25 protein-coding genes are annotated in these 26,769 nt (G+C 69.0%); 9 read left to right on the top strand and 16 right to left on the bottom strand.

Features of this window, described 5'->3' with window-relative positions:
- Nucleotides 1–51: 51 nt before the first annotated feature.
- Nucleotides 52–1,494 (top strand): D-alanyl-D-alanine carboxypeptidase/D-alanyl-D-alanine endopeptidase, encoded by a 1,443-nt coding sequence (gene dacB / locus ACSQ4M_RS07040; RefSeq protein ID WP_436188882.1) that lies wholly within the window; start codon nt 52–54, stop codon nt 1,492–1,494.
- A gap of 175 nt (nt 1,495–1,669) precedes the next feature.
- Nucleotides 1,670–2,776, top strand: coding sequence for an SGNH/GDSL hydrolase family protein (locus ACSQ4M_RS07035; RefSeq protein ID WP_436188881.1), 1,107 nt, complete (start codon nt 1,670–1,672; stop codon nt 2,774–2,776).
- 63 nt (nt 2,777–2,839) lie between these two features.
- Here the strand turns inward: ACSQ4M_RS07035 and ACSQ4M_RS07030 are convergent, their stop codons facing one another.
- The 4 genes from ACSQ4M_RS07030 to purE are packed head-to-tail and all read right to left on the bottom strand — an operon-like array spanning nt 2,840 to nt 6,549.
- Nucleotides 2,840–3,808, bottom strand: coding sequence for an SGNH/GDSL hydrolase family protein (locus ACSQ4M_RS07030; RefSeq protein ID WP_436188880.1), 969 nt, complete (start codon nt 3,806–3,808; stop codon nt 2,840–2,842).
- Nucleotides 3,809–3,848: 40 nt separating this feature from the next.
- Nucleotides 3,849–4,874, bottom strand: coding sequence for an L-threonylcarbamoyladenylate synthase (locus tag ACSQ4M_RS07025; protein ID WP_436188879.1), 1,026 nt, complete (start codon nt 4,872–4,874; stop codon nt 3,849–3,851).
- A 2-nt stretch (nt 4,875–4,876) separates the two neighbouring features.
- The gene (locus ACSQ4M_RS07020) at nt 4,877–6,061 is read right to left on the bottom strand and encodes a 5-(carboxyamino)imidazole ribonucleotide synthase (RefSeq protein WP_436188878.1); all 1,185 of its coding nucleotides are present in this window, start codon (nt 6,059–6,061) and stop codon (nt 4,877–4,879) included.
- Nucleotides 6,058–6,549: a 5-(carboxyamino)imidazole ribonucleotide mutase gene (purE, locus tag ACSQ4M_RS07015; RefSeq protein ID WP_436188877.1), complete on the bottom strand. Its 492-nt coding sequence runs from the start codon at nt 6,547–6,549 to the stop codon at nt 6,058–6,060. Before purE ends, ACSQ4M_RS07020 begins: the two co-directional genes overlap by 4 nt.
- Nucleotides 6,550–6,584: 35 nt before the next feature.
- Here purE and ACSQ4M_RS07010 point away from each other — a divergent pair, with 35 nt between their 5' ends.
- Complete coding sequence (locus tag ACSQ4M_RS07010; RefSeq protein WP_436188876.1) at nt 6,585–7,553, top strand: tetratricopeptide repeat protein; 969 nt, start codon at nt 6,585–6,587, stop codon at nt 7,551–7,553.
- Here the strand turns inward: ACSQ4M_RS07010 and ACSQ4M_RS07005 are convergent, their stop codons facing one another.
- Together ACSQ4M_RS07005 and ACSQ4M_RS07000 are read right to left on the bottom strand one after the other, a co-directional pair.
- Nucleotides 7,554–8,450, bottom strand: coding sequence for a phosphoribosylaminoimidazolesuccinocarboxamide synthase (locus ACSQ4M_RS07005; protein ID WP_436188875.1), 897 nt, complete (start codon nt 8,448–8,450; stop codon nt 7,554–7,556).
- Nucleotides 8,451–8,570: 120 nt separating this feature from the next.
- The gene (locus tag ACSQ4M_RS07000) at nt 8,571–9,458 is read right to left on the bottom strand and encodes a fructose bisphosphate aldolase (protein ID WP_436188874.1); all 888 of its coding nucleotides are present in this window, start codon (nt 9,456–9,458) and stop codon (nt 8,571–8,573) included.
- A gap of 284 nt (nt 9,459–9,742) precedes the next feature.
- On the opposite strand from ACSQ4M_RS07000, the gene ACSQ4M_RS06995 reads away from it, so the two are divergent.
- Nucleotides 9,743–10,513: a DUF481 domain-containing protein gene (locus ACSQ4M_RS06995; protein WP_436188873.1), complete on the top strand. Its 771-nt coding sequence runs from the start codon at nt 9,743–9,745 to the stop codon at nt 10,511–10,513.
- Between the two features lie 7 nt (nt 10,514–10,520).
- Here the strand turns inward: ACSQ4M_RS06995 and pyk are convergent, their stop codons facing one another.
- Nucleotides 10,521–11,969, bottom strand: coding sequence for a pyruvate kinase (gene pyk / locus ACSQ4M_RS06990; protein WP_436188872.1), 1,449 nt, complete (start codon nt 11,967–11,969; stop codon nt 10,521–10,523).
- A 131-nt stretch (nt 11,970–12,100) separates the two neighbouring features.
- Between pyk and ACSQ4M_RS06985 the strand changes: the two genes are divergently transcribed.
- Together ACSQ4M_RS06985 and ACSQ4M_RS06980 are read left to right on the top strand one after the other, a co-directional pair.
- Entirely contained in the window at nt 12,101–13,201 is a 1,101-nt protein-coding gene (locus ACSQ4M_RS06985; RefSeq protein WP_436188871.1) for a fatty acid desaturase, read from the top strand.
- Nucleotides 13,202–13,271: 70 nt separating this feature from the next.
- Nucleotides 13,272–14,201 (top strand): DUF3014 domain-containing protein, encoded by a 930-nt coding sequence (locus ACSQ4M_RS06980; RefSeq protein WP_436188870.1) that lies wholly within the window; start codon nt 13,272–13,274, stop codon nt 14,199–14,201.
- On the opposite strand, the gene ACSQ4M_RS06975 is transcribed toward ACSQ4M_RS06980, so the two are convergent.
- From ACSQ4M_RS06975 to def, 6 genes are read right to left on the bottom strand one after another with little or no spacing between them, the layout of a single operon-like run.
- Nucleotides 14,202–15,395, bottom strand: coding sequence for a phosphoglycerate kinase (locus ACSQ4M_RS06975; protein ID WP_436188869.1), 1,194 nt, complete (start codon nt 15,393–15,395; stop codon nt 14,202–14,204). It abuts the gene before it with no gap.
- A gap of 52 nt (nt 15,396–15,447) precedes the next feature.
- Nucleotides 15,448–15,786 carry an AzlD domain-containing protein gene (locus ACSQ4M_RS06970; RefSeq protein ID WP_436188868.1) on the bottom strand — a complete coding sequence of 113 codons (339 nt, stop codon included), beginning with the start codon at nt 15,784–15,786 and terminating at the stop codon, nt 15,448–15,450.
- The gene (locus ACSQ4M_RS06965) at nt 15,783–16,523 is read right to left on the bottom strand and encodes an AzlC family ABC transporter permease (RefSeq protein WP_436188867.1); all 741 of its coding nucleotides are present in this window, start codon (nt 16,521–16,523) and stop codon (nt 15,783–15,785) included. The genes ACSQ4M_RS06970 and ACSQ4M_RS06965 overlap by 4 nt, the downstream gene beginning before the upstream one ends.
- On the bottom strand, nt 16,523–17,485 hold the full coding sequence (gene fmt / locus ACSQ4M_RS06960; RefSeq protein ID WP_436188866.1) for a methionyl-tRNA formyltransferase: 963 nt from the start codon (nt 17,483–17,485) through the stop codon (nt 16,523–16,525). Before fmt ends, ACSQ4M_RS06965 begins: the two co-directional genes overlap by 1 nt.
- Nucleotides 17,486–17,488: 3 nt before the next feature.
- Nucleotides 17,489–17,959, bottom strand: coding sequence for an outer membrane protein assembly factor BamE domain-containing protein (bamE, locus tag ACSQ4M_RS06955; protein WP_436188865.1), 471 nt, complete (start codon nt 17,957–17,959; stop codon nt 17,489–17,491).
- A gap of 5 nt (nt 17,960–17,964) precedes the next feature.
- On the bottom strand, nt 17,965–18,483 hold the full coding sequence (def, locus tag ACSQ4M_RS06950; RefSeq protein WP_436188864.1) for a peptide deformylase: 519 nt from the start codon (nt 18,481–18,483) through the stop codon (nt 17,965–17,967).
- Between the two features lie 165 nt (nt 18,484–18,648).
- Between def and ACSQ4M_RS06945 the strand changes: the two genes are divergently transcribed.
- The 3 genes from ACSQ4M_RS06945 to ACSQ4M_RS06935 are packed head-to-tail and all read left to right on the top strand — an operon-like array spanning nt 18,649 to nt 21,503.
- Entirely contained in the window at nt 18,649–19,866 is a 1,218-nt protein-coding gene (locus ACSQ4M_RS06945) for a LysM peptidoglycan-binding domain-containing protein (RefSeq protein WP_436188863.1), read from the top strand.
- 25 nt (nt 19,867–19,891) lie between these two features.
- Entirely contained in the window at nt 19,892–21,019 is a 1,128-nt protein-coding gene (dprA, locus tag ACSQ4M_RS06940) for a DNA-processing protein DprA (protein WP_436188862.1), read from the top strand.
- A 34-nt stretch (nt 21,020–21,053) separates the two neighbouring features.
- Entirely contained in the window at nt 21,054–21,503 is a 450-nt protein-coding gene (locus ACSQ4M_RS06935) for a DUF494 family protein (RefSeq protein WP_436188861.1), read from the top strand.
- 9 nt (nt 21,504–21,512) lie between these two features.
- Here ACSQ4M_RS06935 and ACSQ4M_RS06930 read toward each other — a convergent pair whose 3' ends face one another.
- Genes ACSQ4M_RS06930 through secD form a run of 3 tightly spaced genes read right to left on the bottom strand, consistent with a single transcriptional unit; the run spans nt 21,513 to nt 26,735 of the window.
- Nucleotides 21,513–23,864 carry a DUF1631 family protein gene (locus ACSQ4M_RS06930; protein ID WP_436188860.1) on the bottom strand — a complete coding sequence of 784 codons (2,352 nt, stop codon included), beginning with the start codon at nt 23,862–23,864 and terminating at the stop codon, nt 21,513–21,515.
- Nucleotides 23,865–23,885: 21 nt separating this feature from the next.
- Entirely contained in the window at nt 23,886–24,836 is a 951-nt protein-coding gene (gene secF / locus ACSQ4M_RS06925) for a protein translocase subunit SecF (protein ID WP_436188859.1), read from the bottom strand.
- A gap of 15 nt (nt 24,837–24,851) precedes the next feature.
- Nucleotides 24,852–26,735 (bottom strand): protein translocase subunit SecD, encoded by a 1,884-nt coding sequence (gene secD / locus ACSQ4M_RS06920; protein WP_436188858.1) that lies wholly within the window; start codon nt 26,733–26,735, stop codon nt 24,852–24,854.
- Between the last annotated feature and the right edge of the window lie 34 nt (nt 26,736–26,769).

Here is a 26,769-nt window from a genome sequence, read left to right as displayed (position 1 = left end):
CGGGGTGCATGGCCGGGATTATCCGATGGGCCGCCGGTAGACTCGCCCGCCATGCGCTTGCCCCTGTCACGGCTGGTCCCGCTGCTGGCGGGTTGGATGTTGAGCCTGTCCGGCGCGGCGGCCGCGCCTGGTGCAGAGCGCCCGCTGCCGCCCGCCGTGGCCACCGCCCTGGCCCAGGCCAAGGTGCCGCGCGACGCCGTGGCCTTCCTCGTGCAGCCGCTGGACGACACCGCGCCGCGGCTGGCCCACCGCGTCGATGCCGCGATGAACCCGGCCTCGGTCATGAAGATGGTGACCACGCTGGCCGCGCTGGACCAGCTGGGCCCTGGCTTCACCTGGAAGACGCGCTTCTATGCCGATGGCCCCGTGGCCGACGGCGTGCTGCACGGCAACCTGTACATCGAGGGCGGCGGCGATCCCAAGCTCGTGCTCGAACGCGTGGACAGCGCCTTCCGCACGCTGCAGGCCGCCGGCGTGCGCCAGGTGCGCGGCGACATGGTGCTGGACAACAGCATCTTCGACGTGCCGGCGCACGACCCGGCCGCCTTCGACAACGAGCCACTGCGCCCCTACAACGTCGCCCCGGACGGGCTGCTGGTCAACTTCAAGGCGCTGATCCTGCGCTTCACGCCGCAGGCCGACGGCACGGCGCTGGTGACGAGCGAGCCGCCACTGACCGGTGTGGTCGTGCCGGACGCCGTGCCGCTGGCCCGCGGCCAGGCCTGTGGCGACTGGCGCGGCGCGCTGCAGGCCGACTTCTCCGACCCCAATGCCGTGCACCTGCTCGGCGCCTACCCGCTGCGCTGCGGCGAACGGGAGTGGCCCGTGGCCTACGTGGAGCCGTCCAGCTATGCGCAACGCGCGCTGCTGGCCTTGTTCCGCGCGGCTGGCAGCCAGCTCGACGGCAGCGCCCGTCAGGGCCGCCGGCCGGCCAACGCCCGCCTGCTGCTGGAGGCGCCCTCGCTGTCGCTGGCCGAGGTCATCGCCGACGTGAACAAGCGCAGCAACAACGTGATGGCCCAGCAACTGCTGCTGACGCTCGCGGCCCAGCGCCGGCTGCCAGCGCGCATGGAGGACGGGCGCGAAGCCATCGCCGCCTGGTGGCGCCGATTCGTCGGCAGCGCCACGCCAGGGCCCCTGCTGGAGAACGGCGCAGGCCTGAGCCGCGACGAGCGCATCAGCGCGAGCGCGCTGGCGCGCATGCTGGCGCGCGCCAGCCGCCATGCCGAGGCTGCCACCTACCTGCAATCGCTGTCGCTGGCCGGCGTCGACGGCACGACCGAACGCATGCGCGAGCGCGGGCTGGCCCACGTGGTCGGAAACGCGTGGCTCAAGACGGGCTCGCTGCGCGACGTGGCATCCGTCGCAGGTTACGTACGGGGCCGCAGCGGGCAGCGCTACGTGGTCGTGGCCATGATCAACCATGCCAATGCGCTGTCTGCGCGGCCCGCGCTGGATTCCTTGTTGGAATGGGCCGCAGAGGACGACAGGTGACGGCCTAATGCATGCAAACGTCCGATGACAAGGGAATTTGCACATCTTCTTTGATCGACTTGCATTCCCTTTCGTTCAAAAATCGTCCGCCAAAGCGTGTCTGGCTGTAAATTTTGTGAGCGGCTCCGCGCACATTGCCATGACCTCCTGCATTCAAGCCGTTGAAAGGAATTCCATGCAATTGAAGAAGACTTGCCTCGCCGTCCTCGCAGCCCTCGCGCTGGCCGCCTGCGGTGGTGGTGATGACGGTCCGACCTACAGCCGGCTCGTGTCGTTCGGCGACAGTCTGTCCGACGTGGGTAGCTACAAAACACCGGGCATCGCGGCCCTGGGTGGCGGGAAGTACACCGTCAACGGCGGTGGCAACGAGATCTGGATCGAGCAGTTGTCGGTCAAACTGGAGTTGGCAGCCCCCTGTGCGGCGCAGACCGGGCTGGAGGCCAAACCCGACGGCATCTTCGCGGCACTCGCAGCCGCCGTCACCAACCACCCCGGCTGCACGGCCTACGGCCAGGGCGGCTCGCGCGTGACCGATCCGGTCGGCCCCTGGAACAAGGCGCTGCTGAACATCCAGACGGAGCAGGCCCAGTTCCAGGGCCAATTGGGCCAGTTGACCGTTCCGGTTGCGACGCAGATCGCCAACCATCTGGCGGCCTCGGGCGGCAGCTTTTCCGACCGGGAACTCGTGACCGTGCTGGCTGGCGCGAACGACGTGTTCGTCGCGACAGACGCATTCGCCGCAGCAGCGGCTGGCGCGACCACTCCGGAGCAGGTGCAGGCGGCCACGGCCCAAGCCATCGGCACCTTGGCGCAGGCCGGCACCGAACTGGCCACGCTGATCCGCACGCAGATCGTCGCCAAGGGCGCCAAGCGCGTCCTGGTGCTGAACCTGCCCAACATCAGCAAGACGCCTGAAACGCTGGCTGCAGGCGCGCAGGCGCAACAACTGGTCGACGGCATGACCCTCGCGTTCAACGCCGCGCTCAAGGCGGGCCTGGATGGCACGGCCGAAGTCGCTCAGGTCGATTTCTATGCGCAGAACTCCCAGCATTCGGTCACGCCGGCCGCATTCGGCCTCACGGTCACGGACACCCCCGCCTGCACCAACACCTTCCCGCAGGCACCGGGCTTCCTGGCACCTTCTCTGACCTGCACCACCGCGACCACGCGGGCGGACTCCTCGCGCTACCTGTTCGCCGACACCGTGCACCCCACGCCCTATGGCCACTCCCTGATACGCGACATGGCACTGGAAGCGCTCAAAGCCAAGAACTGGCTCTGAACTCCAGCCGCCCAAAAAACAAAAGAGCCCCGCGGGGCTCTTTTCGTTTTCAGCCTGGCGTGCTCACCAGCGGTTGTTGATCCGTCCGTAGGCGTACGTACCGAATTGGCGCTGCAGATTGGGCGTGGTGTACAGCTTGTCCGCGAACATGTAGTTGTTGTACGTGACGCCGGAGGCGATGGTGCCGGTCGTGCACAGTGCCGAGTTGATCTCGTTGCTGCCGATGCCGATGCCTGGGCCGGCATCCGCCGAAGTGCAGGCCACGTTGACGGCATCGTTCAGGCCAAAGCTCGAGATCGTGTCCTTGTCAGCCGCGAGGTTGAAGTAGTAGGCCGCGTCCACGTACAGCACGGTCTCCCCCAGGTCGACCACGGAAACCAGGAATGCAGAGTTGAAGGCCTGACTGGCGCTTTCGATGGCGGAGGCCTGGCCAGAAGCCTGGGCCCAGGGCGTGATGCCCAGGTTCATGGTGCCGACCACCACCACGTGTTTTGCCCCGGACGCGACCAGATTCCGCGTCAAGGTGCCGAGCGCTTTGCCCGCCGTGTCCGCGTTCTTCACCAACTCGTCCTGGGTCTGGCTGCCGGCCAGGAATGCCTTGGCCTGCGCCAGCACATCGGCCATGCCGCCGTTGACGATGACCAGGTCATTCTCCGCATAGGTGTTGCCTGCGGCCAGGAAGGCGGCAGCCTGTTCGGTCACGGTCAAGGTGTCGGAACTGCCCAGCAGGTCGGGCTTTTCCACCACCCGGGCACCGTTCCTGGCGTAGCCGGTCCCGCCGGCGTTCGAGGCGGTGATGGTCATGCCGTACTCCGCTGCCACCTGCGCCAGCCAGTGGTTGGTCGTGCCGTCGTTGACGGTGTACCTGTTGCCACCGGATTGCCCCACATCGGAGAAGGCATCGCCAAAGGAAATCAGGCGGCTGGGCTGCAGGTCCGACTCGGTGGTGCTCGACCCGCAGGCACTCAGCAACACGGCCGAGGCACCCAGGGCCACGGCGGCCAGGGCGCGCCGCCAGGAAATTCGACTCATCGGTCTCTCCAGAAAAAGTTGCGGGAGTGTACGGCCCCGGTCAGGCAGCTGCCGCACGTTGCAAACGGTCACGTATACCCGCCCACGCGTCATCGGACGGGGGCGTTTCCACCCAGATCAGGCGCACACCCGTCGCGTCGAGTTCGCGCAGCACGGCGAACAGTTCGCGCGCCGCGCCCGCCGCGTCGTCCGGCATGCGCCGCACGAGCACGCGGCGCGAGGGACTGCGCACGGCCGTGCGCGCGTAAACGGCCACGGTGGGCGTGGCATCCACGGCCGCGTCCAGCTCGGTGCCCAGCACCTGCAGCGCCGCCTGCAAGGCCGCTGCGTCCATCAGGCGCACGCTGGCCTGCGGCGCGTAGTGCGCGGCCAGGGTGCCCGAGGCGCGCGGGTCGGCCGCCAATTCGTCCTTGCCGCGCACGGGCTGGCCGCAGACGGCCTCGATCTGCTCGCGGCGGATGCCGCCGGGGCGCAGCAGCACGGGCACGCCGCGCGTGGCATCGACGATGGTCGATTCGATGCCCACATCGCAGGCCCCGCCGTCCAGCACCAACAGGCCCTCGCCGAACTCCGAGGCCACGTGCGCGGCCGTGGTCGGACTCACGCGGCCGAACTGGTTGGCGCTCGGCGCCGCCACGCCGGCCACGCCGAGTTCGGCGGCGGCGCGGAACACGGCCTGGGCCACAGGATGGGAAGGGCAGCGCAGGCCGATGGAATCCTGCCCGCCGGCCGCCTTGGCACCCACAGCGGCACGCCGCGGCAGAATCAGCGTGAGCGGGCCGGGCCAGAAGCGCCGGATCAGGGCCTCGGCCCAGGCCGGCCAGTCCTGCGCGAAATGCCCGAGTGCGGGCGGCAAGCCGCCGGCATCGCCGGGCGCCACATGGACGATCAACGGGTGGCCGGCCGGGCGGCCCTTGGCGGCGTAGATCTTGTCCACGGCGGCGTCGTTGCCGGCGTCGGCCGCCAGGCCGTAGACGGTTTCGGTGGGCAGGCCCAGCAGCTCGCCGGCGGCCAGCGTCTGGGCCGCGCGCGCGATGGCGCCGGGATCGGCAGCAGCAAGGATCATGGTCAGAACGCTGCGATGCCCAGGATGGCCGCCACCTGCAATGCGGTGGCGCGCACCGCCTCGGGCGTGGCGCCTGTCACATTCAGGTGCCCCATCTTGCGCGCGCGCGCAGCCTTGAGCTTGCCGTACAGGTGCAGGTGCACCCCAGGCAGGGCCAGCACCGCATCCCATGGCGGCGTGACGGGCTCTGCGCTCACCTGGGAACGCTGCCCGTTGGCGTCGAACCACAGGTCACCGAGCAGGTTCAGCATGACGGTGGGGCTGTGCAGGCGCGGCGCGACCAGCGGCAGGCCGGCCAGCGTGCGCACCTGCAGGTCGAATTGCGAAACGTCGCAGGCGTCGATGCTGTAGTGGCCACTGTTGTGCGGGCGCGGCGCGATCTCGTTGACGACCAGGCGGCCGTCTTGCAGCACGAAGAATTCCACGCACAGCACGCCCACGTAGGCCAGGCCCTCGGCCACGGCGCGCGCGGCGGCAATGGCCTGCTCGCAGATGGCGGCCGGCAGCACGCCGGCGTGGACGGTGGTCACGGCCAGGATGCCGTCGCGGTGCAGGTTGTGCTGCACCGGGAAATGCACCATGGCACCGTCGCGGCCCCGCGCCACGATGACCGAGCATTCGTCGGCCAGCGGCAGCATCTGCTCGAGCACGCAGGGCACGCGCTGCAGGCGCTCCCAGGCGGCCGCCAGTTCCTCGCGCGTGCGCACCCGCGCCTGGCCCTTGCCGTCGTAGCCCATGCGCGCGGTCTTGAGAATGCCTGGCAGCAGCTGGGCGTCGACCTGTTCCAACGAGGCCTGGTCCGTGATCTCGGCGTAGGGCGCGCAGGGCACGCCGATGCGCGTGAAGTGTGCCTTCTCGGCGCTGCGGTCCTGGGCGATGGCGACGGCCTCGGCCGCGGGAGCCACGGGCCGCTGCGCCGCCAGCTGTGCCAACGCGGGCGCCGGCACATTCTCGAATTCGGTGGTCACGGCGTCGCACAGGCGCGCCAGTTCCGCCAGGCCCTGGGCATCCAGGTAGTCGGTCTGCACATGGTGGTGGCTCACGCGGCCCGCGGGGCTGGACGCATCCGGGTCCAGCACGGCCGTGAAGTAGCCCATGCTCTGCGCCGCGTGCACGAACATGCGGCCCAACTGGCCGCCGCCCATCACGCCCAATGTGGCGCCGGGCAGCAAAGGAGTCTGTGTCATACGGGCGGCAAGGTCATGGCTTGCGCAGCCGCGGTCTGCTCGGCGCGAAACGCGTCGAGCCTGGCGCGCAGGGCCGGGTCGTTCACCGCCAGCATGGCAACCGCGAACAGCGCCGCGTTGGCGGCACCGGCCACACCGATGGCGAAGGTGGCCACCGGAATGCCCTTGGGCATCTGCACGATGCTGTGCAGCGAATCCACGCCCTGCAGGTGCTTGCTGGCCACGGGCACACCCAGCACCGGCACCGTGGTCTTGGCCGCCAGCATGCCGGGCAGATGCGCCGCGCCCCCCGCGCCCGCGATGATGGCCGCCAGGCCGCGGCCGGCGGCGGCCTCGGCATAGGCGAACATCTCGTCCGGCATGCGGTGGGCCGAGACCACCCGTGCTTCGTGTGCGATACCGAATTGCTGGAGAATCCCCACCGCATGCTGCATGGTGTCCCAGTCGCTGCTGGAGCCCATGACAATCCCAATTTGAACTGCGCTCATCGCGCGATTTTACTTTTCACCCCCAGGTTCTCCCGATGATTGACATCACCCTCGACAATTTCCAGGCCGACCTGATCGAAGCCTCCCAGCAGCAACCGGTGTTGCTGGACATCTGGGCCGAATGGTGCGGCCCCTGCAAACAGCTGGGCCCGGTGCTGGAAAAGCTCGAGCGCGACTACGACGGCCGCTTCCTGCTGGCCAAGCTCGATGCCGACAAGGTGCCGCAGATCGCCCAGCAGCTGAGCCAGATGTTCGGCGTGCGCAGCATCCCGTTCTGCGTGATGTTCTCGGGCGGCCAGCCGGTGGACGGCTTCGTCGGCGCCGTGCCCGAAGCGCAGATCCGCGAGTTCCTGGACAAGCATGTGCCGGGTGAAGACGAACTGGCCAGCGCCGACGAGGCCGAGGCCGCGCAGGAGCTGCTGGAGTCCGGCGACGCCGATGCCGCCCTCATCAAGCTGCAGGAAGCGCTGGCCGTGAACCCGGCCAACGACGACGCGCGCTACGACTACGTGAAGCTGCTGATCTCCGCCGGCCACTTCGAGGATGCCGGCGCCGCGCTGCAGCCGGCGCTGGTGCAGATCCCCGTGCAGCTGCGCTTCGAGGCGCTGGCCCAGTGGCGTGCGGCGCTGGAGGCGGTGGCCGCCGACCCGCGCCAGGACTGGAGCGTGGAGCAGTTCGACGCCAAGATCGCCGAGAACAAGCGCGACTTCGACCTGCGCCTGGCCAAGAGCCGCGTGCTGCTGGCGCGTGGCGAACCCACCGCCGCCATGGACGAGCTGCTGGAGATCATCATGCGCGACAAGAAGTGGAGCGACGAGCTCCCGCGCAAGACCTACATCGCCATCCTGGAACTGCTGACGCCGCCCAAGCCCAAGGCCGCGGCCGACGCTGGCGGCAAGACCGCCGGCGGCATCGAGCTGACCGGCAAGGCGGCCATGGCGGAAGACCCGCAGGCGGCGCTGGTCTCCAGCTACCGCCGCAAGCTCAGCATGGCGCTGAACTGATCAGCCGTTGAGACGCTGCCAGGCTTCTTGGTACTTGGCAGCGGTCTTGTCGATCACCTCGCGCGGCAGGCGCGGCGCCGGCGGGGTCTTGTCCCAGGGCTTGCCGTTGATGCGCACCGATTCCAGCCAGTCGCGCACGAACTGCTTGTCGTAGCTGGGCGGGTTGCTGCCCTCCTGCCAGCTTTCGGCGGGCCAGAAGCGCGAGGAATCGGGCGTCAGCACCTCGTCCATCAGATGCAGCGTGCCGGCATCGTCCAGGCCGAACTCGAACTTGGTGTCGGCAATGATGATGCCCTTGGCCTTGGCGATCTCGCAGGCGGCCTGGTAGATCGCGATGCTGGTGTCCTTGATCTTCGTCGCCAACTCAGGGCCGACGATCTCCACGACCTTCTCGAAGGTGATGTTCTCGTCGTGCGCGCCGGCCTCGGCCTTGTAGGCCGGCGTGAAGATGGGCGTGGGCAGCTGGCTGGCGTTCTTCAGGCCCGCGGGCAACGGCACGCCGCAGACAGCCTGGCCTTCCTGGTACTCCTTCCAGCCGCTACCGGCCAGATAGCCACGCACCACGGCCTCCACCGGAATGGGCTTCAAGCGCTTGACCAGCATGGCGCGGCCGCGCACCTGCTCCACCTCCTCGGGCGCCACCACGCTCTCGGGCGCCTCGCCGGTCAGGTGGTTGGGGCACAGGTGGCCGAGCTGCTCGAACCAGTACAGCGCCATCTGCGTCAGCAGCGCGCCCTTGCCAGGGATCGGCTCGCCCATGATCACGTCGAAAGCGCTGATGCGGTCGCTGGCCACCATCAGGATGCGGTCGGTGCCGACGGCGTAGTTGTCGCGCACCTTGCCGCGGGCCAGCAGCGGCAGGGAGGTCAGCTTGGAGGTGTGCAGGGCAGAGGTCATGGTGCAGGCCGCAAGGGATCGGAAAGTCGGAACACGGGTCGTCGGCGATTGTCCACGACGGCGGCCGCCCAGAAAAAAGGCCGCGGATTCCGCGGCCTTGGGCTGGCGTGGTCGCCAGGATCAGGTGATCGATGCCTGGTAGATCGATTCGATGGCGCCGTCCAGCGCGCTGTTGTACTCGGCGTCGGACTGCTGGGCTGTCAGGCCTTCGGTCAGCGCGCGGCTGAAGCTGGCGATCACGCCAGGGTTCTTGGCCAGCATGGCGTTGGAGTCTGCACGGCTGTAACCGCCCGACAGCGCGACCACGCGAACGACCTTGGGGTGCTTGACCAGTTCGCTGTAGAAGCCGTCCACGGTGGGGATGGTCAGCTTGAGCATGACCTTGGCATCGCCCGGCAGCGCGTCCAGGCGCTTCAGGAAACCGGCCTTGAGCAGCGCCTCGGCTTCCTTCTTGTCGGTGGCCTTGATGTTGACTTCGGGCTCGATGATGGGCATCAGGCCGCCCTTGAGGATCTGCAGGCCCACGGCGAACTGCTGGTCCAGCACGGCGTCGATGCCCTTGGCATTGGCGCTGTTGATGACGGAGCGCATCTTGGTGCCGAAGATGCCCTTCTTGACCGCGCGCGCCACCAGGGCGTCGAGCTCGGGCATGGGCTTCATGAGTTGCACGCCATCGGCTTCGTCGGCCAGGCCCTTGTCGACCTTCAGGAAGGGCACGACCTGCTTCTTCTCCCACAGGTACTGGGCGGCGTCCATGCCGTCGAACTGGCGGTCCATGGTCATCTCGAACAGGATGGCGCCCAGCACGCGGCGGCCGTCGAAGGCCGGGCTGGTAACGATGCGGTTACGCATGGCATGCACCAGGTCGAACATCTGCGCGTCGCCGCTGTAGGTCGATTCCTCGACGCCATACAGCTTGAGCGCCTTGGGCGTGCTGCCCCCGCTCTGGTCCAGAGCGGCGATGAAACCGTTGCCGGTGGAGACTTTTTTCAGCTGTTCCTGATTCACTGGTGACACCTTCTTGGGATGGGGGCCGGGGGCGGCTGGATGCACAAAACCGCGGAATTGTAGGGGGATGGCGACCGAAATCCGGTGAAACCCGAGTGATGCGGGCGGTAACCAGACCGTAACCAGCATCCGGGAAGGATGAAACGCCGCACCACTGTCGGACAAGCGCGCGATCAGGCGCCGGTCCCAGCAATTTCCCCAAAACCCGATTGCTGCACCGCACACCATTGGCGGACCCGAGCGCGCCCAGCGCTTTTTCTTTTTTTGCCAGGAGGATTCTTCCGATGCTGTCGACCCGTCTCTCGCTCCGCCACGCCACCATGGCCGCCCTGCTCGCAGCGCCGCTGCTGGCCTCGGCCCAGGTCACGCTCAAGCCGGACAACAAGTGGCGCTACCTGTTCACGGCCGGCGCCAATGCCGCGACCGGCAACAACGAATCGGTCGCCCTGAACCTGACAGGCGAGGCTGCACGCGTGAGCGCGATCGACAAGTGGACCTTCCTGGGCCAGGGCGCCTATGCCCACAGCGACGGCGAGACGCAGACCGAGCGCTTCGCGCTGGGCACGCAGTACACGCGCGACCTCACGCCGGTCTGGTTCGGCTTCGGCTCGGCCGACGGCCTGCGCGACAAGCTGGCCAACCTGTCCTCGCGCCTGTCGGTGGCCTCGGGCGTGGGCTACCACGTGGTCAAGAACGACCTGACCACCTTCGACGTGTCGGGCGGCCTGGGCTACAGCCGCGACCGCTTCATCGAGCCGACCGAGATCGACGGCAGCGTGCGCGACGGCTACGGCCGGCTCGAACTGGTGCTGGCCGAGGAATCCAACCACAAGCTGACGCAGACCACCAGCCTGCGCCAGCGCCTGGCGCTGTACCCCAACCTGCGCGACACGGGCGAATACCGCGCCAGCTTCGACACCAACGTGACCGTGGCGATGACCCAGTCCATGAACCTCACGGCCGGCCTCAGCGTGCGCTACAACAGCGACCCCGGCGCCGGCGTGAAGAAGACCGACGCGATGTTCGTGACCGGCGTGTCGTTCCGCTTCGACTGACGCGCTTTCAGCGCACCACGCAGATCTTGAGCATGTTGGTGCCGCCCGGGGCTCCCATGGGCTCGCCGCAGGTGATGGTGTAGACGTCGCCGGCCTGCACGATGCCGCGCTTCTTGAGGTGGGCCTCGGCCTGCTCCAGCGCCGTGTCGCGGTCGGTGTGGGCGTCCATCAGCAGCGGGCGCACGTTGCGGTACAGCGCCAGCCTGCGCTGCGTGGCCAGGCGCGAGGTCAGCGCGTACATGGCGATGTGGGCACGGTGCCGGCTCATCCAGAGCATGGTCGAGCCTGAATCGGTCAGCGCCACGATGGCCTTGGCGCCCACATGGTGCGCCGTGAACAGTGCACCCATGGCGATGGACTGGTCGATGCGCGCGTAGTTGCGGCCGCTGAAGTCGGCGTCCAGGTTCTTGTCCTCGGCGCCTTCGGCGGCTTCGCAGATGCGGCTCATCTCCTGCACGGTTTCCAGCGGGTAGCGGCCCGAGGCCGTCTCGGCCGACAGCATCACCGCGTCGGTGCCGTCCAGCACGGCGTTGGCCACGTCGCTGACCTCGGCGCGCGTGGGCACCGGATTGGTGATCATGGACTCCATCATCTGCGTGGCCGTGATGGCCACCTTGTCCATGTCGCGCGCCATGCGGATCATCTTCTTCTGCAGCGCCGGCACGGCGGCGTTGCCGACCTCCACGGCCAGGTCGCCGCGCGCGACCATGATGCCGTCGCTAGCACGCAGGATCTCTTCCAGCTTGGGGATCGCCTCGGCGCGTTCGATCTTGGCGATCATCCCGGGCTTGTGGCCGCTCTCGGCGCCCGCCACGTTGCACAGCTGGCGCGCCATCTCCATGTCGGTGGCGTTCTTGGGAAAGCTCACGGCCACGTAGTCGGCCTGGAAGCTCATGGCGGTCTTGATGTCCTCCATGTCCTTGGCCGTCAGCGCCGGCGCGGTCAGGCCGCCGCCCTCCTTGTTGATGCCCTTGTTGTTGGACAGCTCGCCGCCGAGCTTGACCGTGGTGAACACCTGGTCACCCTTGACGGCGTCGACCACCAGCACGATCAGCCCGTCGTTGAGGAGCAGCCGGTCGCCGGCCTTCACGTCGCGCGGCAGGTCCTTGTAGTCCAGGCCCACGCCGTCGATGTCGCCCGGTTCCGTGCGCGCGGCGTCCAGCACGAACTTCTCGCCCGGCACCAGCAGCACCTTGCCCTCGGCGAACTTGCCGACGCGGATCTTGGGGCCTTGCAGGTCGGCCATGATGGCCACCTCGCGGCCGGCCTTGCGCGCGGCCTCGCGCACCATGGCGGCCCGGTTGATGTGGTCCTGCGCCGTACCGTGGCTGAAGTTCAGGCGGACCACGCTGACCTTGTGAATGATCATCTGCTCCAGCATCTCGGGCGTGCTGGAGGCCGGGCCCAGGGTGGCGACGATCTTGGTGGCGTGGCGGGGAAGTCGGGTCGTGCTCATGCGTGAGTCTCCTTGTCGCGGCCATTCTCACATGGCGGTGCGACAGATCACTGCAGCTTTGACCTCCGTCACAACGCCACCGCCGCGGCTGCGCTACGGTGGCGGCTTTCGTTCGTCCGCACGCTCCCGTCATGCACAGCTCTCCCGCTCCGGCCCGGCCGGACCTGCCCGCGCCGCTTGCGCCCGAGGCGCCCCTGCCGCACCGCAAGACCATCCGCGCCTGGCTGCTGCCGATCGCCCAGCGCAGCACGCTGCGCGCTGGCCTGCTGCTGGCCCTGGACCTCATCCTGTTCACGGCGCTCATCGCGGGCACCGTGCTGCTGCCCGCCTGGTGGCTGCAGCTGGCCTGCGCGCTGGCGGCTGGCTTCGTGATCGGCCGGCTGTTCATCATCGGCCACGACGCCTGCCACCAGAGCCTCACGCCGCACCGCCGGCTCAACCGCTGGCTGGGCCGCATCGCCTTTCTGCCCTCGCTGACGGCCTACAGCCTGTGGGACATGGGCCACAACGTGGTGCACCACGGTTTCACCAACCTCAAGGGCGTGGACTTCGTCTGGGCCCCGGCCACGCAGGCCGAATACCGCGCCATGCCGCCGCTGCGCCGGCTGTGCGAGCGCATCTACCGCAGCGGCTGGGGCCCGGGCCTGTACTACATGGTGGAGATCTGGTGGAAGAAGATGATGTTCCCGCGCCGCAGCAACATGGGCAACAGCTACCGCCCGGTCTTCACGCGCGACTGCCTGCTCGTGACGGGCTTCGCGGCGCTGTGGATCGCCGCGCTGGTCGCTGGCGCCCTGGCCACGGACCAGGCCGTCTGGCACGTGCTGCTGCTGGGCTTCGTCGTGCCCATGGTGTTCTGGTTCCACATGATGGGCTTCGTGATCTATGGGCACCACACCCACGTGAAAGTGAAGTGGCACGATGACAAGGCGGCCTGGCAGCGCGCCCAGCCTTTCGTCTCGACGACCGTGCACCTGACCTTCCCGCTGCGGATCGGCGCGCTGATCCACCACATCATGGAGCACACGGCACACCACGTGGACATGAGCATCCCGCTGTACAAGCTCAAGGAGGCCCAGGCCCTGCTCGAACAGCTGCTGCCCCAGCGCATCATCGTCCAGCGCTTCTCGTGGAAGTGGTACTTCGCCACCGCCCGGGCCTGCAAGCTCTACGATTTCTCGCGCCAGTGCTGGACCGACTTCCAGGGCCGTCCCGTCGTTGAGACGGCTTGACCCCAGGCCGCGCAGGGGGAACGCGCAGGCCATGCGAGGATCACAGGGCCACCCACTGAAAGGAAACCGCATGCCCGCCCCCGACCACCGCGACCTGCACCCGCCCCGCGCATCGGGTTCGTCCTGGATGCTCGGGCTGCTGGCTGTCGCGCTGGCGGCGGGCGGCGCCTGGTGGTTCTGGGGCCGGCCCGCCGAGCCCGTGCCGCCCGCACCGGCGCCTGTCGCGACCGCCCCGGCCGAGCCCGCGGCCAGCGCCCCGCCGCCGCAGGCCGCGGCCTCCGGGCCGGAACATCCCATCGAGGTGCCGCAGCCCCAGGGCCAGGCCCTGCCCGCGCTGGCCGAGGCCGACGGCCCGGTCACCGATGCGCTGGTCGAACTGCTGGGCCGGGGCCCCGTGCAGGCGCTGCTGCTGACGGACGGCTTCGTGCGCCGCGTGGTGGCCACGGTCGACAACCTGCCGCGCGCCAGCGCACCCGCGCGGCTGTGGCCGGTGCAGCCCACGCCGCAGCGCTTCCTGGTGCAGGGAGAGGGAGAGAAGGCCCAGATCGCGCCGACCAATGCCGGCCGCTACGGCGCGCTGCTGTCCTTCGCCGAAGCCATTCCGCTCGAACGGGCGGTGCAGCTCTACAGCCGGCTCTACCCGTTGTTCCAACAGGCTTACGAGGAGCTGGGCTACCCGGGCCGCTACTTCAACGACCGCTTCGTGGCGGTGCTGGATCACCTGCTGCAAACGCCAGAGCCGCAGGGCCCGCTGGCGGTGCGCCTGCTCGAAGTGCGCGGCGAAGTGGCCGACCCGCGTCCCTGGGTGCGCTGGGAGTTCGCCGATCCGCAGCTGCAATCGCTGTCGGCCGGCCAGAAGATGCTGGTGCGCATGGGCCCGGCCAACGCCAAGCGGGCCAAGACCCTGCTGACCAAGCTGCGCCGCCTGGTGGCCGCGGGTGCGGCCACCGCGCCCGTGCTCACGGCTCCGGCCGCGCCTGCGGCCTCGGCAGCGCGCTGATCAGCCGGCGGCGCGCTTGGACAGGATCTCGAAGGCCGGCAGGGTCTTGCCTTCCAGCACTTCGAGGAAGGCCCCGCCGCCCGTGGAGATGTAGCCCACGTCCTTCTCGATGCCGTACTTGGCGATCGCGGCCAGCGTGTCGCCGCCACCGGCGATGCTGAAGGCGCTGCTCTCGGCCACGGCGCGCGCGATGGCTTCCGTGCCCTGGGCGAAGGCGTCGAACTCGAACACGCCGACCGGGCCATTCCAGACGATGGTGCCGGCGGCCTTGAGCTGGGCCGCCAGGCGCGCCGCGGTCTTGGGGCCGATGTCCAGGATCAGGTCGTCCGCTTCCACATCGGCCGCGGCCTTGACGGTGGCCGGCGCGTCCGCCGCGAAGGCCTTGGCCGTGACCACGTCCTCGGGGATCGGCACCTCGGCGCCACGCGCCTTCATGGCCGCGATCACGGCCTTGGCCTCGCCGACCAGGTCGGGCTCGGCCAGGCTCTTGCCGATGGGCAGGCCGGCGGCCAGCAGAAAGGTGTTGGCAATGCCGCCGCCGACGATGAGGCCGTCCACGTTCTTGGCCAGCGACTGCAGGATGGTCAGCTTGGTGCTGACCTTGGAGCCGGCCACGATGGCGATCAGCGGGCGCTTGGGGCTGGCCAGCGCCTTGGTGATGGCGTCGATCTCGGCCGCCAGCAGCGGGCCGGCACTGGCCGTCTTGGCGAACTGGGCGATGCCGTAGGTCGTGGCCTCGGCGCGGTGGGCGGTGCCGAAGGCGTCGTTGACGTAGATGTCGCACAGCGCGGCGAGCTTCCTGGCCAGCGCCTCGTCGTTCTTCTTCTCGCCCTTGTTGACGCGGCAGTTTTCCAGCAGCACGACCTGGCCGGGCTGCACCTGCACGCCGTCGACCCAGTTGGCGACCAGCGGCACCTCGCGGCCCAGCAGCTCACCCAGGCGCTTGGCCACCGGGGCCAGCGAGTCCTCGGGCTTGAACGCACCCTCGGTCGGGCGGCCCAGGTGCGAGGTCACCATCACGGCCGCACCGGCATCCAGCGCCATGCGGATGCAGGGCACGGAGGCGCGCACGCGCGTGTCCTCGGTGATGTTGCCGGCATCGTCCTGCGGCACGTTGAGGTCGGCGCGGATGAAGACGCGCTGGCCGGCGGCCTTGCCTTGGGCACACAGGTCGGAGAAGCGGAGAACGTTCATGGTGTGGTGGTGGGAGGTGGTGGACGACAGCCGCCCATTGTAGAAACCACCCCTACCAGCCCAGCCCCAGGTGCAACGGCAGGTACACGGCCATGCCCATCAGCATGGTGCCCAGCACGCCGCCGCGCCAGAAGTACCAGGCCGCGCCGACCGCGGTGGCGTACAGGCGTGCGTCCTGCCAAGTGGCGACGAACTGGCCATTGCTCATCAGGATCTCGGGCGCGATGACCGCGGCCAGCGCCGCCACAGGCGCGTAGTGCAGCGCGCGGTGCGCCCAGTCGGGCAGGCCCCAGGGGCGGTCCAGGATGAAGAAGAAGCAGCGCGTGAGCACCGTCACGCCGGCCAGCCCGACGATGACGGCCAGCGTCCACAGATCGGTCGCGCCGCTCATTTCTCGTCCTCGGCGTCGGCATCGAGGCCCAGTTGCTTCTCCAGCCAGAAGCAGGCCAGCACCGCCGTGCCGATGCCCGCGACGATGTTGAGCCTGAGCGGCAGCGCGTAGCCTGCCACCGCCGTGGCCGAGGCGATCAATGCGGCCAGGATGCGCAGCCGCGTGGTCGCCATCGAACACACGATGGCCACCAGGCTCAGCACGCCCGCGAAGCCCAGGCCCCAGTGCGTCGGGATGAAGTTGGCCAATGCGATGCCGACGAGGCTCATGCCCATCCAGGCCAGCCAGGTCACGCAATAGCCGCCGGTCAGGAAGGCTTCCTGTGCCGCGCGCTCGTCCGGCGTCTGGCCCGGTGTCGCGAAGCGGCGCGTGAACATCGCATAGCTCATGTCGGCCGTCAGGTAGCCGTGCAGCAGCCGGCGCCAGCGCGGCATGTGCAGCAGGTAGGGGCGCAGATGCAGGCTGAACACCACGAAGCGCAGGTTCACGCAGAAGCCCGTGGCCAGGATCACCCAGAACGGCGCGCCGGCAACCAGCAGGGGCAGGGCCGCCAGCTGCGAACTGCCGGCGTAGACCAGCAGCGTCATGGCCACGGCCTCGACCACCGACAGGCCGGACTTGAGCATGGCCACGCCCGTCATGAGGCCCCAGGCGCCGATGCCCATGGCCACGGGCAGCATCTCGCGCCAGGCTTCACCGAACGCCGGCCGGCGCCGGACCTCTGCGGACCAGAACATCAGCCCAGTACCTGGCCGCGCTGGATGGCGAAGCCCGCCAGCACGGCCGCGGCCGGCAGGCGCTTGCCGCCGGCACGCTGCAACTCGGTCAGCAGCAGCACGCCATCGCCGGTGGCCACGGCCAGGCCCGCGGCGTCGGCCGCCAGCACGGTGCCGGGCGGCAGGCCGGTGGCACCAGGCAGCACATCCGGCAGCACGTGGCCGGCCCAGCACTTGAGCGTTTCGCCGCCCAGCTGCGTGGTCGCACCCGGGAACGGGTCGAAGGCGCGCAGCCGGCGCACGATGGCGGCAGCCGGCAGCGTCCAGTCGATGGGCGCCTCGGCCTTCTCGATCTTGTGGGCGTATGTGATGCCTTCGCTCGGCTGGGGCCGGGGCTGCAGGCGGCCGGCTTCGGCCTGGCGCAGCGCCTCGACGATCAGGCGCCCGCCCTGTTCGGCCAGGCGGTCGTGCAGCTGGGCGGTGCTGTCCTCGCCGATGGCGAGCGACTCCTCCACCAGCATGTCGCCGGTGTCCAGGCCGGCGTCCATCTGCATGATGGTCACGCCGGTCTTTTCGTCGCCGGCCTCGATGGCGCGGTGGATGGGCGCGGCACCGCGCCAGCGCGGCAGCAGGCTGGCATGGATGTTCAGGCAGCCCAGGCGCGGCAGGTCCAGCACCCATTGGGGCAGGATCAGCCCGTAGGCGGCGACCACCATGGCATCGGGCCGCGCGGCCAGCAAGGCTTCGCGCACGGCGGCGGCGTCATCGGGGTACTTGCCGTCCAGCCGCAGGCTGCGCGGCTGGGCCACGGGCCAGCCGTGCTCCAGCGCGAACTGCTTGACCGGCGAGGCCTGCAGCTTCATGCCGCGGCCGGCGGGCCGGTCGGGCTGGGTCAACACCAGGGGAATCTCGAAACCGTGGGCGTGCAATGCCGCCAGGGCCACCCGGGCGAATTCGGGTGTGCCCGCAAAAACGATGCGCATGGATCAGTTGATGGTGTGTCGCATGTTGCGCCAGTCCACGCCCTCATGGGCGCGGCGCACCACGCCGGCCGGGTCCAGGTAGACCCAGTAGTAGAGGTCGATCATGCCTTCGCGCCAGCGGTAGGTCAGGATGGGGCCGTCCCAGCTGCTGACACGCTCGTTGTCCGGAGCGGGGCCGAACTCGCGCTCGACGTCCGCGCGTGTCCACGAGCCATCGGTGGCGATGCGCGCGAAGTCGCTGCGGTTCATGACCTGGCGCACATTGCGCACCTGGCCGCCGGTGTCCACGTCGACCATGAAGACCCGCTGGCCGGATGGCTGCTGCGAGTACTGCAGCCGCTGGCCGTCCGGCAAGGCGACACTGCGCGTGGGCTGGCCCCAGGAGGCCAGTACCTGCTCGCGCGTCATGCCGGGCTGCACGCTGGCGCAGGCCGCCAGCAGCAGGGGCAGCGCAGCGGCAAGCAGGCGCAGCATGGGGGTCAGGCAGCGTCGCGCGCCAGGTCGCGCTGGGCCTTGAGCATCTTGGTCTTGATGCGGTTGCGCTTGAGCGGCGACAGGTATTCGACGAACACCTTGCCCAGCAGGTGGTCCATCTCGTGCTGGATGCAGATGGCCAGGAGACCTTCGGCCTCGACGCTGCGCGACTGGCCTTCGCCATCGAGGGCCTGCACGCGGATACGGCTGGCGCGCTCGACACCGTCGTAGATGCCGGGCACGGACAGGCAGCCCTCTTCGCCGAGTTCGCGCTCGGGGCTGGACCAGGTGATCTCGGGGTTGATGAGGACCAGCGGCGTATCGCGCTCTTCAGACACGTCGATCACGATCACACGCTCGTGCACATCGACCTGCGTGGCGGCCAGGCCGATGCCCTTGGCGTCGTACATGGTTTCCAGCATGTCGGCCACCAGGGCCTGGATGCGGGCGTCCACGGCGGCCACCGGCTTGGCCACCTTGTGCAGCCTGGCATCGGGGTATTGAAGAATCGGGAGCAGAGCCATGGGAACGCAAAGATCGGAGTTGTGGCTATTTTCGCCACTTTTGGCCACCAGCCTGGGCGGCCAGGGCAATAATCGTTGTTCGATCAGGGGCTCACGCGCACAATTGCTGGCGATATTTCGCGCGATTTCCGAACGGCGCGGCCACCATCACGCTTCGCTCAAAGGATGTTTCTGGTGCAACGCATGACCCACCACAGCCTGGGAATCGCCGCGCTGGCTGCTGCGGCCACCCTGCTGGCCGCCCCTGTGAAGGCCCAGAACCACCCGGTCACGCCCACGCAGCGCGACACCGCCGCCCAGGTGGCCCAGCGCGGCGTGGCCCTGTCGGAACTGGCGCCCAACGCACCGGACAGCTACACGGTCAAGAGCGGCGACACGCTGTGGGGCATCTCCGGCCTGTTCCTGGCCCGGCCCTGGCGCTGGCCCGAGCTGTGGGGCATGAACCTGCAGGACATCCGCAACCCGCACCTGATCTACCCCGGCCAGCAGCTGTTCCTGCACAAGGACGGTGACCGCGCGCGGCTGAGCACGCGGGCACCCGGCACCGATGGCCTGGCCACGGTGCGCGTGTCGCCCCGCGTGCGCTCGACCTCGCTGGCCGACAGCGCACTGCCCACGTTGTCGCCCAGCGCCATCGAACCCTTTCTGACCGAATCGCTGGTCGTCGAGGAGAACGCGCTGCAGAACGCGCCGCGCATCGTGGCCACGCGCGAGCAGCGCGTGATGCTGGCCAAGGGCGACCGCGCCTACGCCCGCGGCTCAATGGAATTCCCGCTGGCGCCCGTGCCGGGCCAGCCGGCCGCCTTCCGCGTGGTACGCAACGCCGTGCCGCTCAAGGACCCGGTATCCGGCGAGGTGCTGGGCTACGAGGCCTACTACCTGGGCAAGGCCCAACTGCTGCAGGGCGAGGGCACGCGCGAGATCACCGACAAGGACGGCAAGACCACCGTGGAGGTGGTGCCCGCGTCCATGGACATCCTGGTGTCCAAGGAAGACATCCGCGTGGGCGACCGGCTGCTGCCCGAGCCGCCACCCGAGCTGACGCGCTATGTGCCGCACGCGCCGTCCGGCGCCATCGACGGCCGCGTGGTGTCGATCTACGGCAGCAGCGGCATCTCCAACACCAACGCGGCCCAGAGCCAGGTGGTGGCCATCAACAAGGGCACGCGCGATGGCCTGGAACGCGGCCACGTGCTCACGCTGCTCAGCGATGGCGGGCGCCTGCCGGACAGCACCGACCCGGCCAAGGCCATGCTCAAGCTGCCCGACGAGACCAACGGCACGCTGATGGTGTTCCGCACCTTCGAGCGCGTGTCCTACGGCCTGATCCTGGGCATCCAGAGTGGCGTGAAGGTCGGCGACCGGCTGGTCGCGCCACGCTGAGGCCCATCCCCCGAGGGCGCCGCCCATGGAGCGCAGCGAACTCGGCCACTGGCTCCGGCTGCTGGGCACGCCGGAGATCGGCAACGACAGTGCACGCCGCCTGCTGACGGCCTTCGGCACGCCGCAGGCGGTGTTCGAGCAGGAAGTTTCCGTGCTGGCCCGGGTGGTGAATGCGCGCCAGCTGCGGCACCTGGCCGAACCACCGGCCGGCCATGCGGACCTGCTGGAAAAGACCTGGCAGTGGCTGCAGCAGCGGCCCGAGCAGCGCCGCGTGCTGGTGCCGGGCCAGGACGGCTACCCCGTCACGCTGCTGAACATGGCCGACCCGCCGCTGCTGCTGTACGCGACAGGCGATCTGGCGCGCTGGCAGGCTTTCGCCGCCGCAGGGCACGGCCTCGCCATCGTGGGCAGCCGCAAGCCCACGCCCCAGGGCCTGGCCCATGCGCGGCAGTTCGCGCGCGGGGCCGCCTCGGCCGGCTGGACCATCGTCTCCGGCCTGGCACTGGGCGTGGACGGGGCGGCGCACGAAGGCGCGCTGGAAGGCATGGCCGACGACGCGTCCCAGCCGGCCACCGTGGCCGTGGTCGGCACCGGGTTGGACAGCGTCTACCCCAAGGTTCACCTCGCGCTGGCCCGCGCCATCGCCGCGCGCGGCATGCTGCTGTCCGAGTACCCGCTCGGCACGCCGCCGCTGGCCGCCAATTTTCCGCGCCGCAACCGCCTGATCGCCGGGCTCAGCCGCGGCACGCTGGTGGTGGAGGCTGCGCTGCGCTCGGGCTCGCTGATCACCGCGCGCCTGGCGGCAGAGCAAGGCAAGGAGGTGTTCGCCATTCCCGGCTCCATCCATGCGCCGCAGGCGGGTGGCTGCCACCAGCTGATCCAGCAAGGCGCCAAGCTGGTCACCCGGGTCGAGGAGGTGCTCGAGGAATTCGGCCCGGCGCCCGCTGCGGCCGCTGCCCCTGCGCCGCCCGAGCCGCCGCCCGACGACGACGTGCTGGCCCACATCGGCTTCGACCCCATGGGCCTGGATGCGCTGGCAGCCCGCACCGGCCTGCCGACCGCGATCCTGCAGGCCCGCCTGCTGGAGCTGGAACTGGACGGCCACATCGTGCGCCTGCCCGGCGCGCTGTTCCAGCGCTTCGCGGCCGCCTGACAAGCCTGACAGGCTGCTGCGCTATATTGGGCCCATGTTCGAAGTGCTCGCTTACGTCTACGAAAACTACTGGCGCGGCGATGCCTGCCCCGAGCCGCAGCAGCTGGGCCGCAAGCTCAGCGCCGTGGGGTTCGAGGCCGAGGAAATCAGCCAGGCGCTGGATTGGCTCAGCGGCTTGCGCGTCGACACCGTGCACGAGGCGCTGCCGCCCAGCACGGCCATGCGGGTCTATACGCCCGCCGAACGCGAGCACCTGGGCGCGGAATGCCTGGGCTTCGTGCACCTGCTCGAGGGCGCCGGCGTGCTGCCACCCGCACAGCGCGAACTCGTGGTGGACCGGGCCATGGCCGCGCCCGGCGCGCCGGTGGCGCTGTCCGAATTCAAGATGATCGTGCTGATGGTCTACTGGAGCAGCGGCACCGAGCCCGATGCGCTGGTGCTGGACGAGCTTTCGCAGGACACCTCGGCGCGCCTGGCGCACTGAGGCGGCGGCTCAGACCGCCAGCAGGCGCCCGGGATTGGCGTCCAGCTTCTCGAGCGCCTGGCGCGTCGCGCGGAGCGTGAGCGCCTCTTCCTCCTGCGGGATCAGCAGGCCCGCCTGCAGGTAGGCCGCCAGGCGTTTGGCCTGGATCAGCGTGCTGCGGCCGTCCATGGCCGCGAACAGGAACAGCTGCCTGCGCTCGCTGCGCCAGGCCAGCTGCACCTGGCTGATCTTCTGGTTGTGGTCCAGCGTGAACCAGTGGCCCAGCTGCAGTTCGTGCGCCCAGGCCAGCATGGCTTCGCTGGGCTTGGCGCCGGCATCCGGGATCACGTCGATGGACGAGGCGTCGATGCCCAGCATGAGCTCGATGCTGTCGGCGTCCAGCGGCAGGTCGCCCATGCTCTCGTCGCTGACGAAATCCTCCAGGTTGGCCAGGCGCTGGGCCATCATGTCGATGCGGGCCTGCGGAATCGCCTCGGTCTTGGACATGAAGGCGTCGGCCAGCGTGTCGCTGATGCGCTTGATGTGGCCTTCCTGCACCGGCGAGGACAGGCCCAGCAGCGTCATGCCCTGGCGCAGGCGCTGCAACAGCGCCGGCAGGCTCTGGATCACGCGTGCGCGGTCGGCCCGGTTGGGCTTGGCGCTGGCGGCCCAGACCAGGTCGGCGGCCGAACGCTTGAAGGCCACCGTCTCCTCGTCCTGCGCGCCCTTGCGCACAGCGGCCATGGCCAGCACCTCGGCCCAGACCTTGAACAGGAACTCGCGCACCTCGTCGCGCACCGGCATGTCCTTGAGCATGTTGCGCAGCTCGATCGTGTACTGGATCGCGAGCGTCTCCTTCTGCTCGACCTGCTGCGCCACGCTGACCACCTTGGAAGCCGCGCCCTTCTCCGTCAGGTACTTGGACAGGAATTTCTGGAACTCGTCGTAGACCAGCTGGAACACGCGCCGGCCGGTCTCCGGGTACTGCTCGATGACCTGCACCACGCGCCGGATCTCGGCCTCCAGCGCACTGCCGCCGATGGCATGGGCATCGAAGCCCAGCGCACAGGAACCCATGCGGTCGATCAGCTGGCGCGCCGGGTGGTTCAGCGTGCCGAAGAATTCGGGCTCGGCCAGCGCCACACGCAGCACCGGCAGCTGCAGCCGTGCGAACCAGACGCGCACCGCCGCCGGGATGCGCTCCTCGGCCAGGATGCTCTGAAACATCAACGCGACGATCTCGATTGTGGCCTTCTCACCGTCGGTGGAGGCCTTCTTCTTGAGCTCGTTGGAGCGCTCGCGCAGCACGCTGGCCACGCGGACCACGCTGGCCTGGGTGTAGGCCACGCCGTCGGCCGACTCGGTATCGCCGATCAGCATGTCGGGGTCGACCATGCTCTGGCTACGCTGCAGTGCGTGGGCCAGCGTCGGCGTGATCTCCTGCTTGGCGGTGGCCTCGAAGATGCCGGCGGTCTGCTCGCTCAGCACGCGGCGCAGCTGGCCCAGCACGCCCTGGGCACGGCGGCGCGCGCGCGCCAGCGGCGACATGGCGGCCACCATCTGGCCGTCGGCGAGGTGGCGGTTGCGCAGGCCGTCGTCGCGCGCGAGCGGCTGCGCGGTGTCGGGGCCGCGGCGCGCAGGGTCGGGCAGCACGCTGTCCAGCGCATCCTGGCCGGTCGGCGCTTCGCGCCGTGCCTGGGCCGCATGCTGCCCCGGAGAAGCGGAAGACATCTGCGTCAGGCGCACGCGGTACTTGGTCTCGCCGTCGGTCTGCACGCCCGAAGACACCAGCAGGGCCTCGCAGGACTTGCAGGCATCCAGCAGATGGGCGGCCAGTTCGCGCTGCAGGGTCTCGACCACGAGCAAGAGGCTGGCACGCGGCAGGCGGCTCGCCAGCCATTGCTCGATCAGCAGCCGCATCAGGGTCTCGGGCCGCAGCACGTCGTCCGGCCCGAGCTCGTCGCTCTTTTCGAGCTGCTGCACCCGCACGCACAATTCGGCCAGCGGCCCGCCGATGCGCTCCTGCAGGGCCAGCGCCAAGCGCGAGGCCAGGATCTTGTTCTCGACGACGTCGTCGCCTACCAGCGTCAATTCGAGCACCGGCGGCACCGGCTTGGATGCCACGGCCACCGGATCGGCCCGGGCCGCGCGCTGCCAGGCAGCGGCCACGGCCTCTTCCCAGGCGCGGCCATGGCTCTGGAACAGCGTCCACGCGTCACGCCGCTCCTGCATCTCGCGCACCGAGCTGACCTGCTCCAGCGCCTGCGTCAAGCGTTCCTTGACCGCGACGCCGACCTCGCCCAGGCGGCGGCTGAGTTCGGCCACGAAATGCTGGCGCGTGCGCCGGGCCAGCGGATGGTCGGGAGTGGCGGTGGTGGACATGGACGTTCGGTGGCTGTCCTTCTAGACGACGGCGCCCGAATTCGGGTCGTTCGGATCTTCGTCCTTCCTGGCGACTTTCACCAGGTCCTCGCGCTTGACACCCAGCCACATCGCGATCGCCGCCGCGACGAAGCACGACGAGTAGATGCCGAAGCAAATGCCGATGGTCAAGGCCAGCGCGAAGTAGTGCAGCGTGGGGCCGCCGAAAAAGAACATGGACAACACCACCAGCTGCGTCGAGCCGTGGGTGATGATGGTCCGGCTGATGGTGCTGGTGATGGCCGAGTCGATCACCTCCTGCGTGGTCAGCTTGCGGTAGCGCCGGAAGTTCTCGCGCACGCGGTCGAAGATCACGACCGACTCGTTGACCGAATAGCCCAGCACGGCCAGCACGGCCGCCAGCACCGCCAGCGAGAACTCCCACTGGAAGAAGGCGAAGAAGCCCAGGATGATGACCACGTCGTGCAGGTTGGCAAGCACCGTGGACACGGCGAACTTCCACTCGAAGCGGAACGCCAGGTAGACCATGATGCCGATCACGACCATGGCCAGCGCCTTCAGGCCGTTGGTGGTCAGTTCCTCGCCGACCTGCGGGCCGACGAACTCGACCCCGCGCAGCGTGACGCCCGGATCGACCGCCTTGAGTGCCTGCACGACCTGGTCGCTTTGCTGGGTCGCGTTCATGTCCTTGCGCGCCGGCAGACGGATCTGCACGTCGCGCGAAGAACCGTAGGCCTGCACCAGCACTTCCTGGTAGCCCAGCGTGCCGATGGTCTCGCGCACCTTGCCGATGTCGGCCGATTGCTCGTAGGCCACTTCCATCACGGTGCCACCCGTGAACTCCACCGACAGGTGCAGTCCGCGGTGGAACAGGAAGAACACGGCCAGCGCGAAGGTCAGGAACGAGACCGCGTTCAGCACCAGCGCGTGGCGCATGAACGGGATCGTCTTGCGGATGCGGAAAAACTCCATGTTGTGACTCCGCCCTTACTTGGCCTGCATGGCCAGTTCGTCCGACTCGGGCCGCCAGACGGTACCGATGGACACGCTCTTGAGCTTCTTCTGCCGGCCATACCAGAGGTTCACCAGGGCACGCGAGAAGAACACGGCCGAGAACATGGAGGTCACGATGCCCAGGCAGTGCACCACGGCGAAACCGCGGATCGGGCCGGAACCGAAGGCCAGCAGCGCGACACCGGCGATCAGCGTGGTCACGTTGGAGTCCAGGATGGTGCCCCAGGCGCGGTCGTAGCCCGCGTGGATGGCGGCCTGCGGCGAGGCCCCGGTGCGTAGCTCCTCGCGCACGCGCTCGTTGATCAGCACGTTGGAGTCGATGGCCACGCCGATGGCCAGCGCCATGGCCGCGATGCCAGGCAGCGTGAGCGTGGCCTGCAGCATGGACAACACGGCCACCAGCAGCAACAGGTTGAACGCCAGTGCGATCGACGAGAACACGCCGAACAGCGCGTAGTAGGCGCACATGAAGACCATGATGGCCAGGAAGCCATACAGCACGCTGTTGAAGCCCTTGCTGATGTTGTCGGCGCCCAGGCTAGGGCCAATGGTGCGCTCCTGGATGATCTCCATGGGCGCGGCCAACGAGCCGGCGCGCAGCAGCAGCGCCGTGTCGTTGGCCTCGGTGGTGGTCATGCTGCCGGAGATCTGCACGCGGCCGCCGGCGATCTCGGTGCGGATCACGGGCGCCGTGACGACCTCGCCACGGCCCTTCTCGAACAGGATGATGGCCATGCGCTTGTTGATGTTCTCGCGCGTGACGTCCTTGAAGATGCGGGCGCCCTTGGCGTCCAGCGTCAGGTTGACGGTGGGCTGCTGGGTCTGGCTGTCGAAGCCGGGCTGGGCATCGGTCAGGTTCTCGCCGGTCAGCACCACCTGGCGCTTGACGATGACGTTCTGGCCGGCGCGGTCCGGGTAGCGCTCGGAGCCGAACGGCACGGCCCCGGTGCCGGTCTCGGCGCTGCGCGCCTCGGTGCTCTCGTCGACCAGGCGCACCTCCAGCGTGGCCGTGCGGCCCAGGATGTCCTTGGCCTTGGCCGTGTCCTGCACGCCGGGCAGCTGGACCACGATGCGTTCCAGGCCCTGCTGCTGGATCACGGGCTCGGCCACACCGAGTTCGTTGATCCGGTTGTGCAGCGTGGTGATGTTCTGCTTGAGCGCAGCGTCCTGCAAGCGGCGCGCGGCCTCCGGCTTGATGCTGGCCACCAGCTTCCAGGTGCTGCCGTCCTGGCTGTCGGTGGTGGACAGGTCGGGGAACTGGTCCTGCACCACGCGCTTGGCGGCTTCGAGCGCCTGGGCGTCGCGGAAGCTGACTTCCACGTTCTGGCCACTGCGGTTGACCGAGGCGCCGCGGATGTTCTTGTCGCGCAGCGCCGTGCGCAGGTCGCTGGCGAAGGATTCCGCGCGCTTGTCGATGGCCCCCTTCATGTCCACTTGCAGCAGGAAGTCCACACCACCGCGCAGGTCCAGGCCCAGGTACATGGGGTGGGCGTTGAGTGCGGCCAGCCAGGCCGGCGAGCGCGACACCAGGTTCAGCGCGACAACGTAGGACGGGTCGGCCGCATCGGGAACCAGCGCGCGCTGCAGCGCATCGCGCGCCTTGAGCTGCTCGTCCGGCGTCGCGAAGCGCGCCCGCACGGAACTGCCGTCCAGCGAGACAAGGTCGGGCGTGGTGCCCGCGTCCTTGAGGATCTGCTCGACACGCTCACGCGTGGCGGTGTCCACCTTCACGCTGGCCTTGCCGGCAGACACCTGCACGGCTGGCGCCTCGCCAAAGAAATTGGGCAGGGCATAGATCAGCCCCAGAAGCGCCACGACCACGATGGTCACGTACTTCCATACCGGATAACGGTTCATGATCGCTCGCGCGCCGCGAGGCGCCTTCCAGACA

Source organism: Pseudorhodoferax sp. LjRoot39 (genome assembly GCF_964253035.1).
Lineage (GTDB): Bacteria > Pseudomonadota > Gammaproteobacteria > Burkholderiales > Burkholderiaceae_C > Pseudorhodoferax.
The sequence above is the reverse complement of the archived record's forward strand: the minus strand, read 5'-3'. Positions and strand labels throughout refer to the sequence as shown.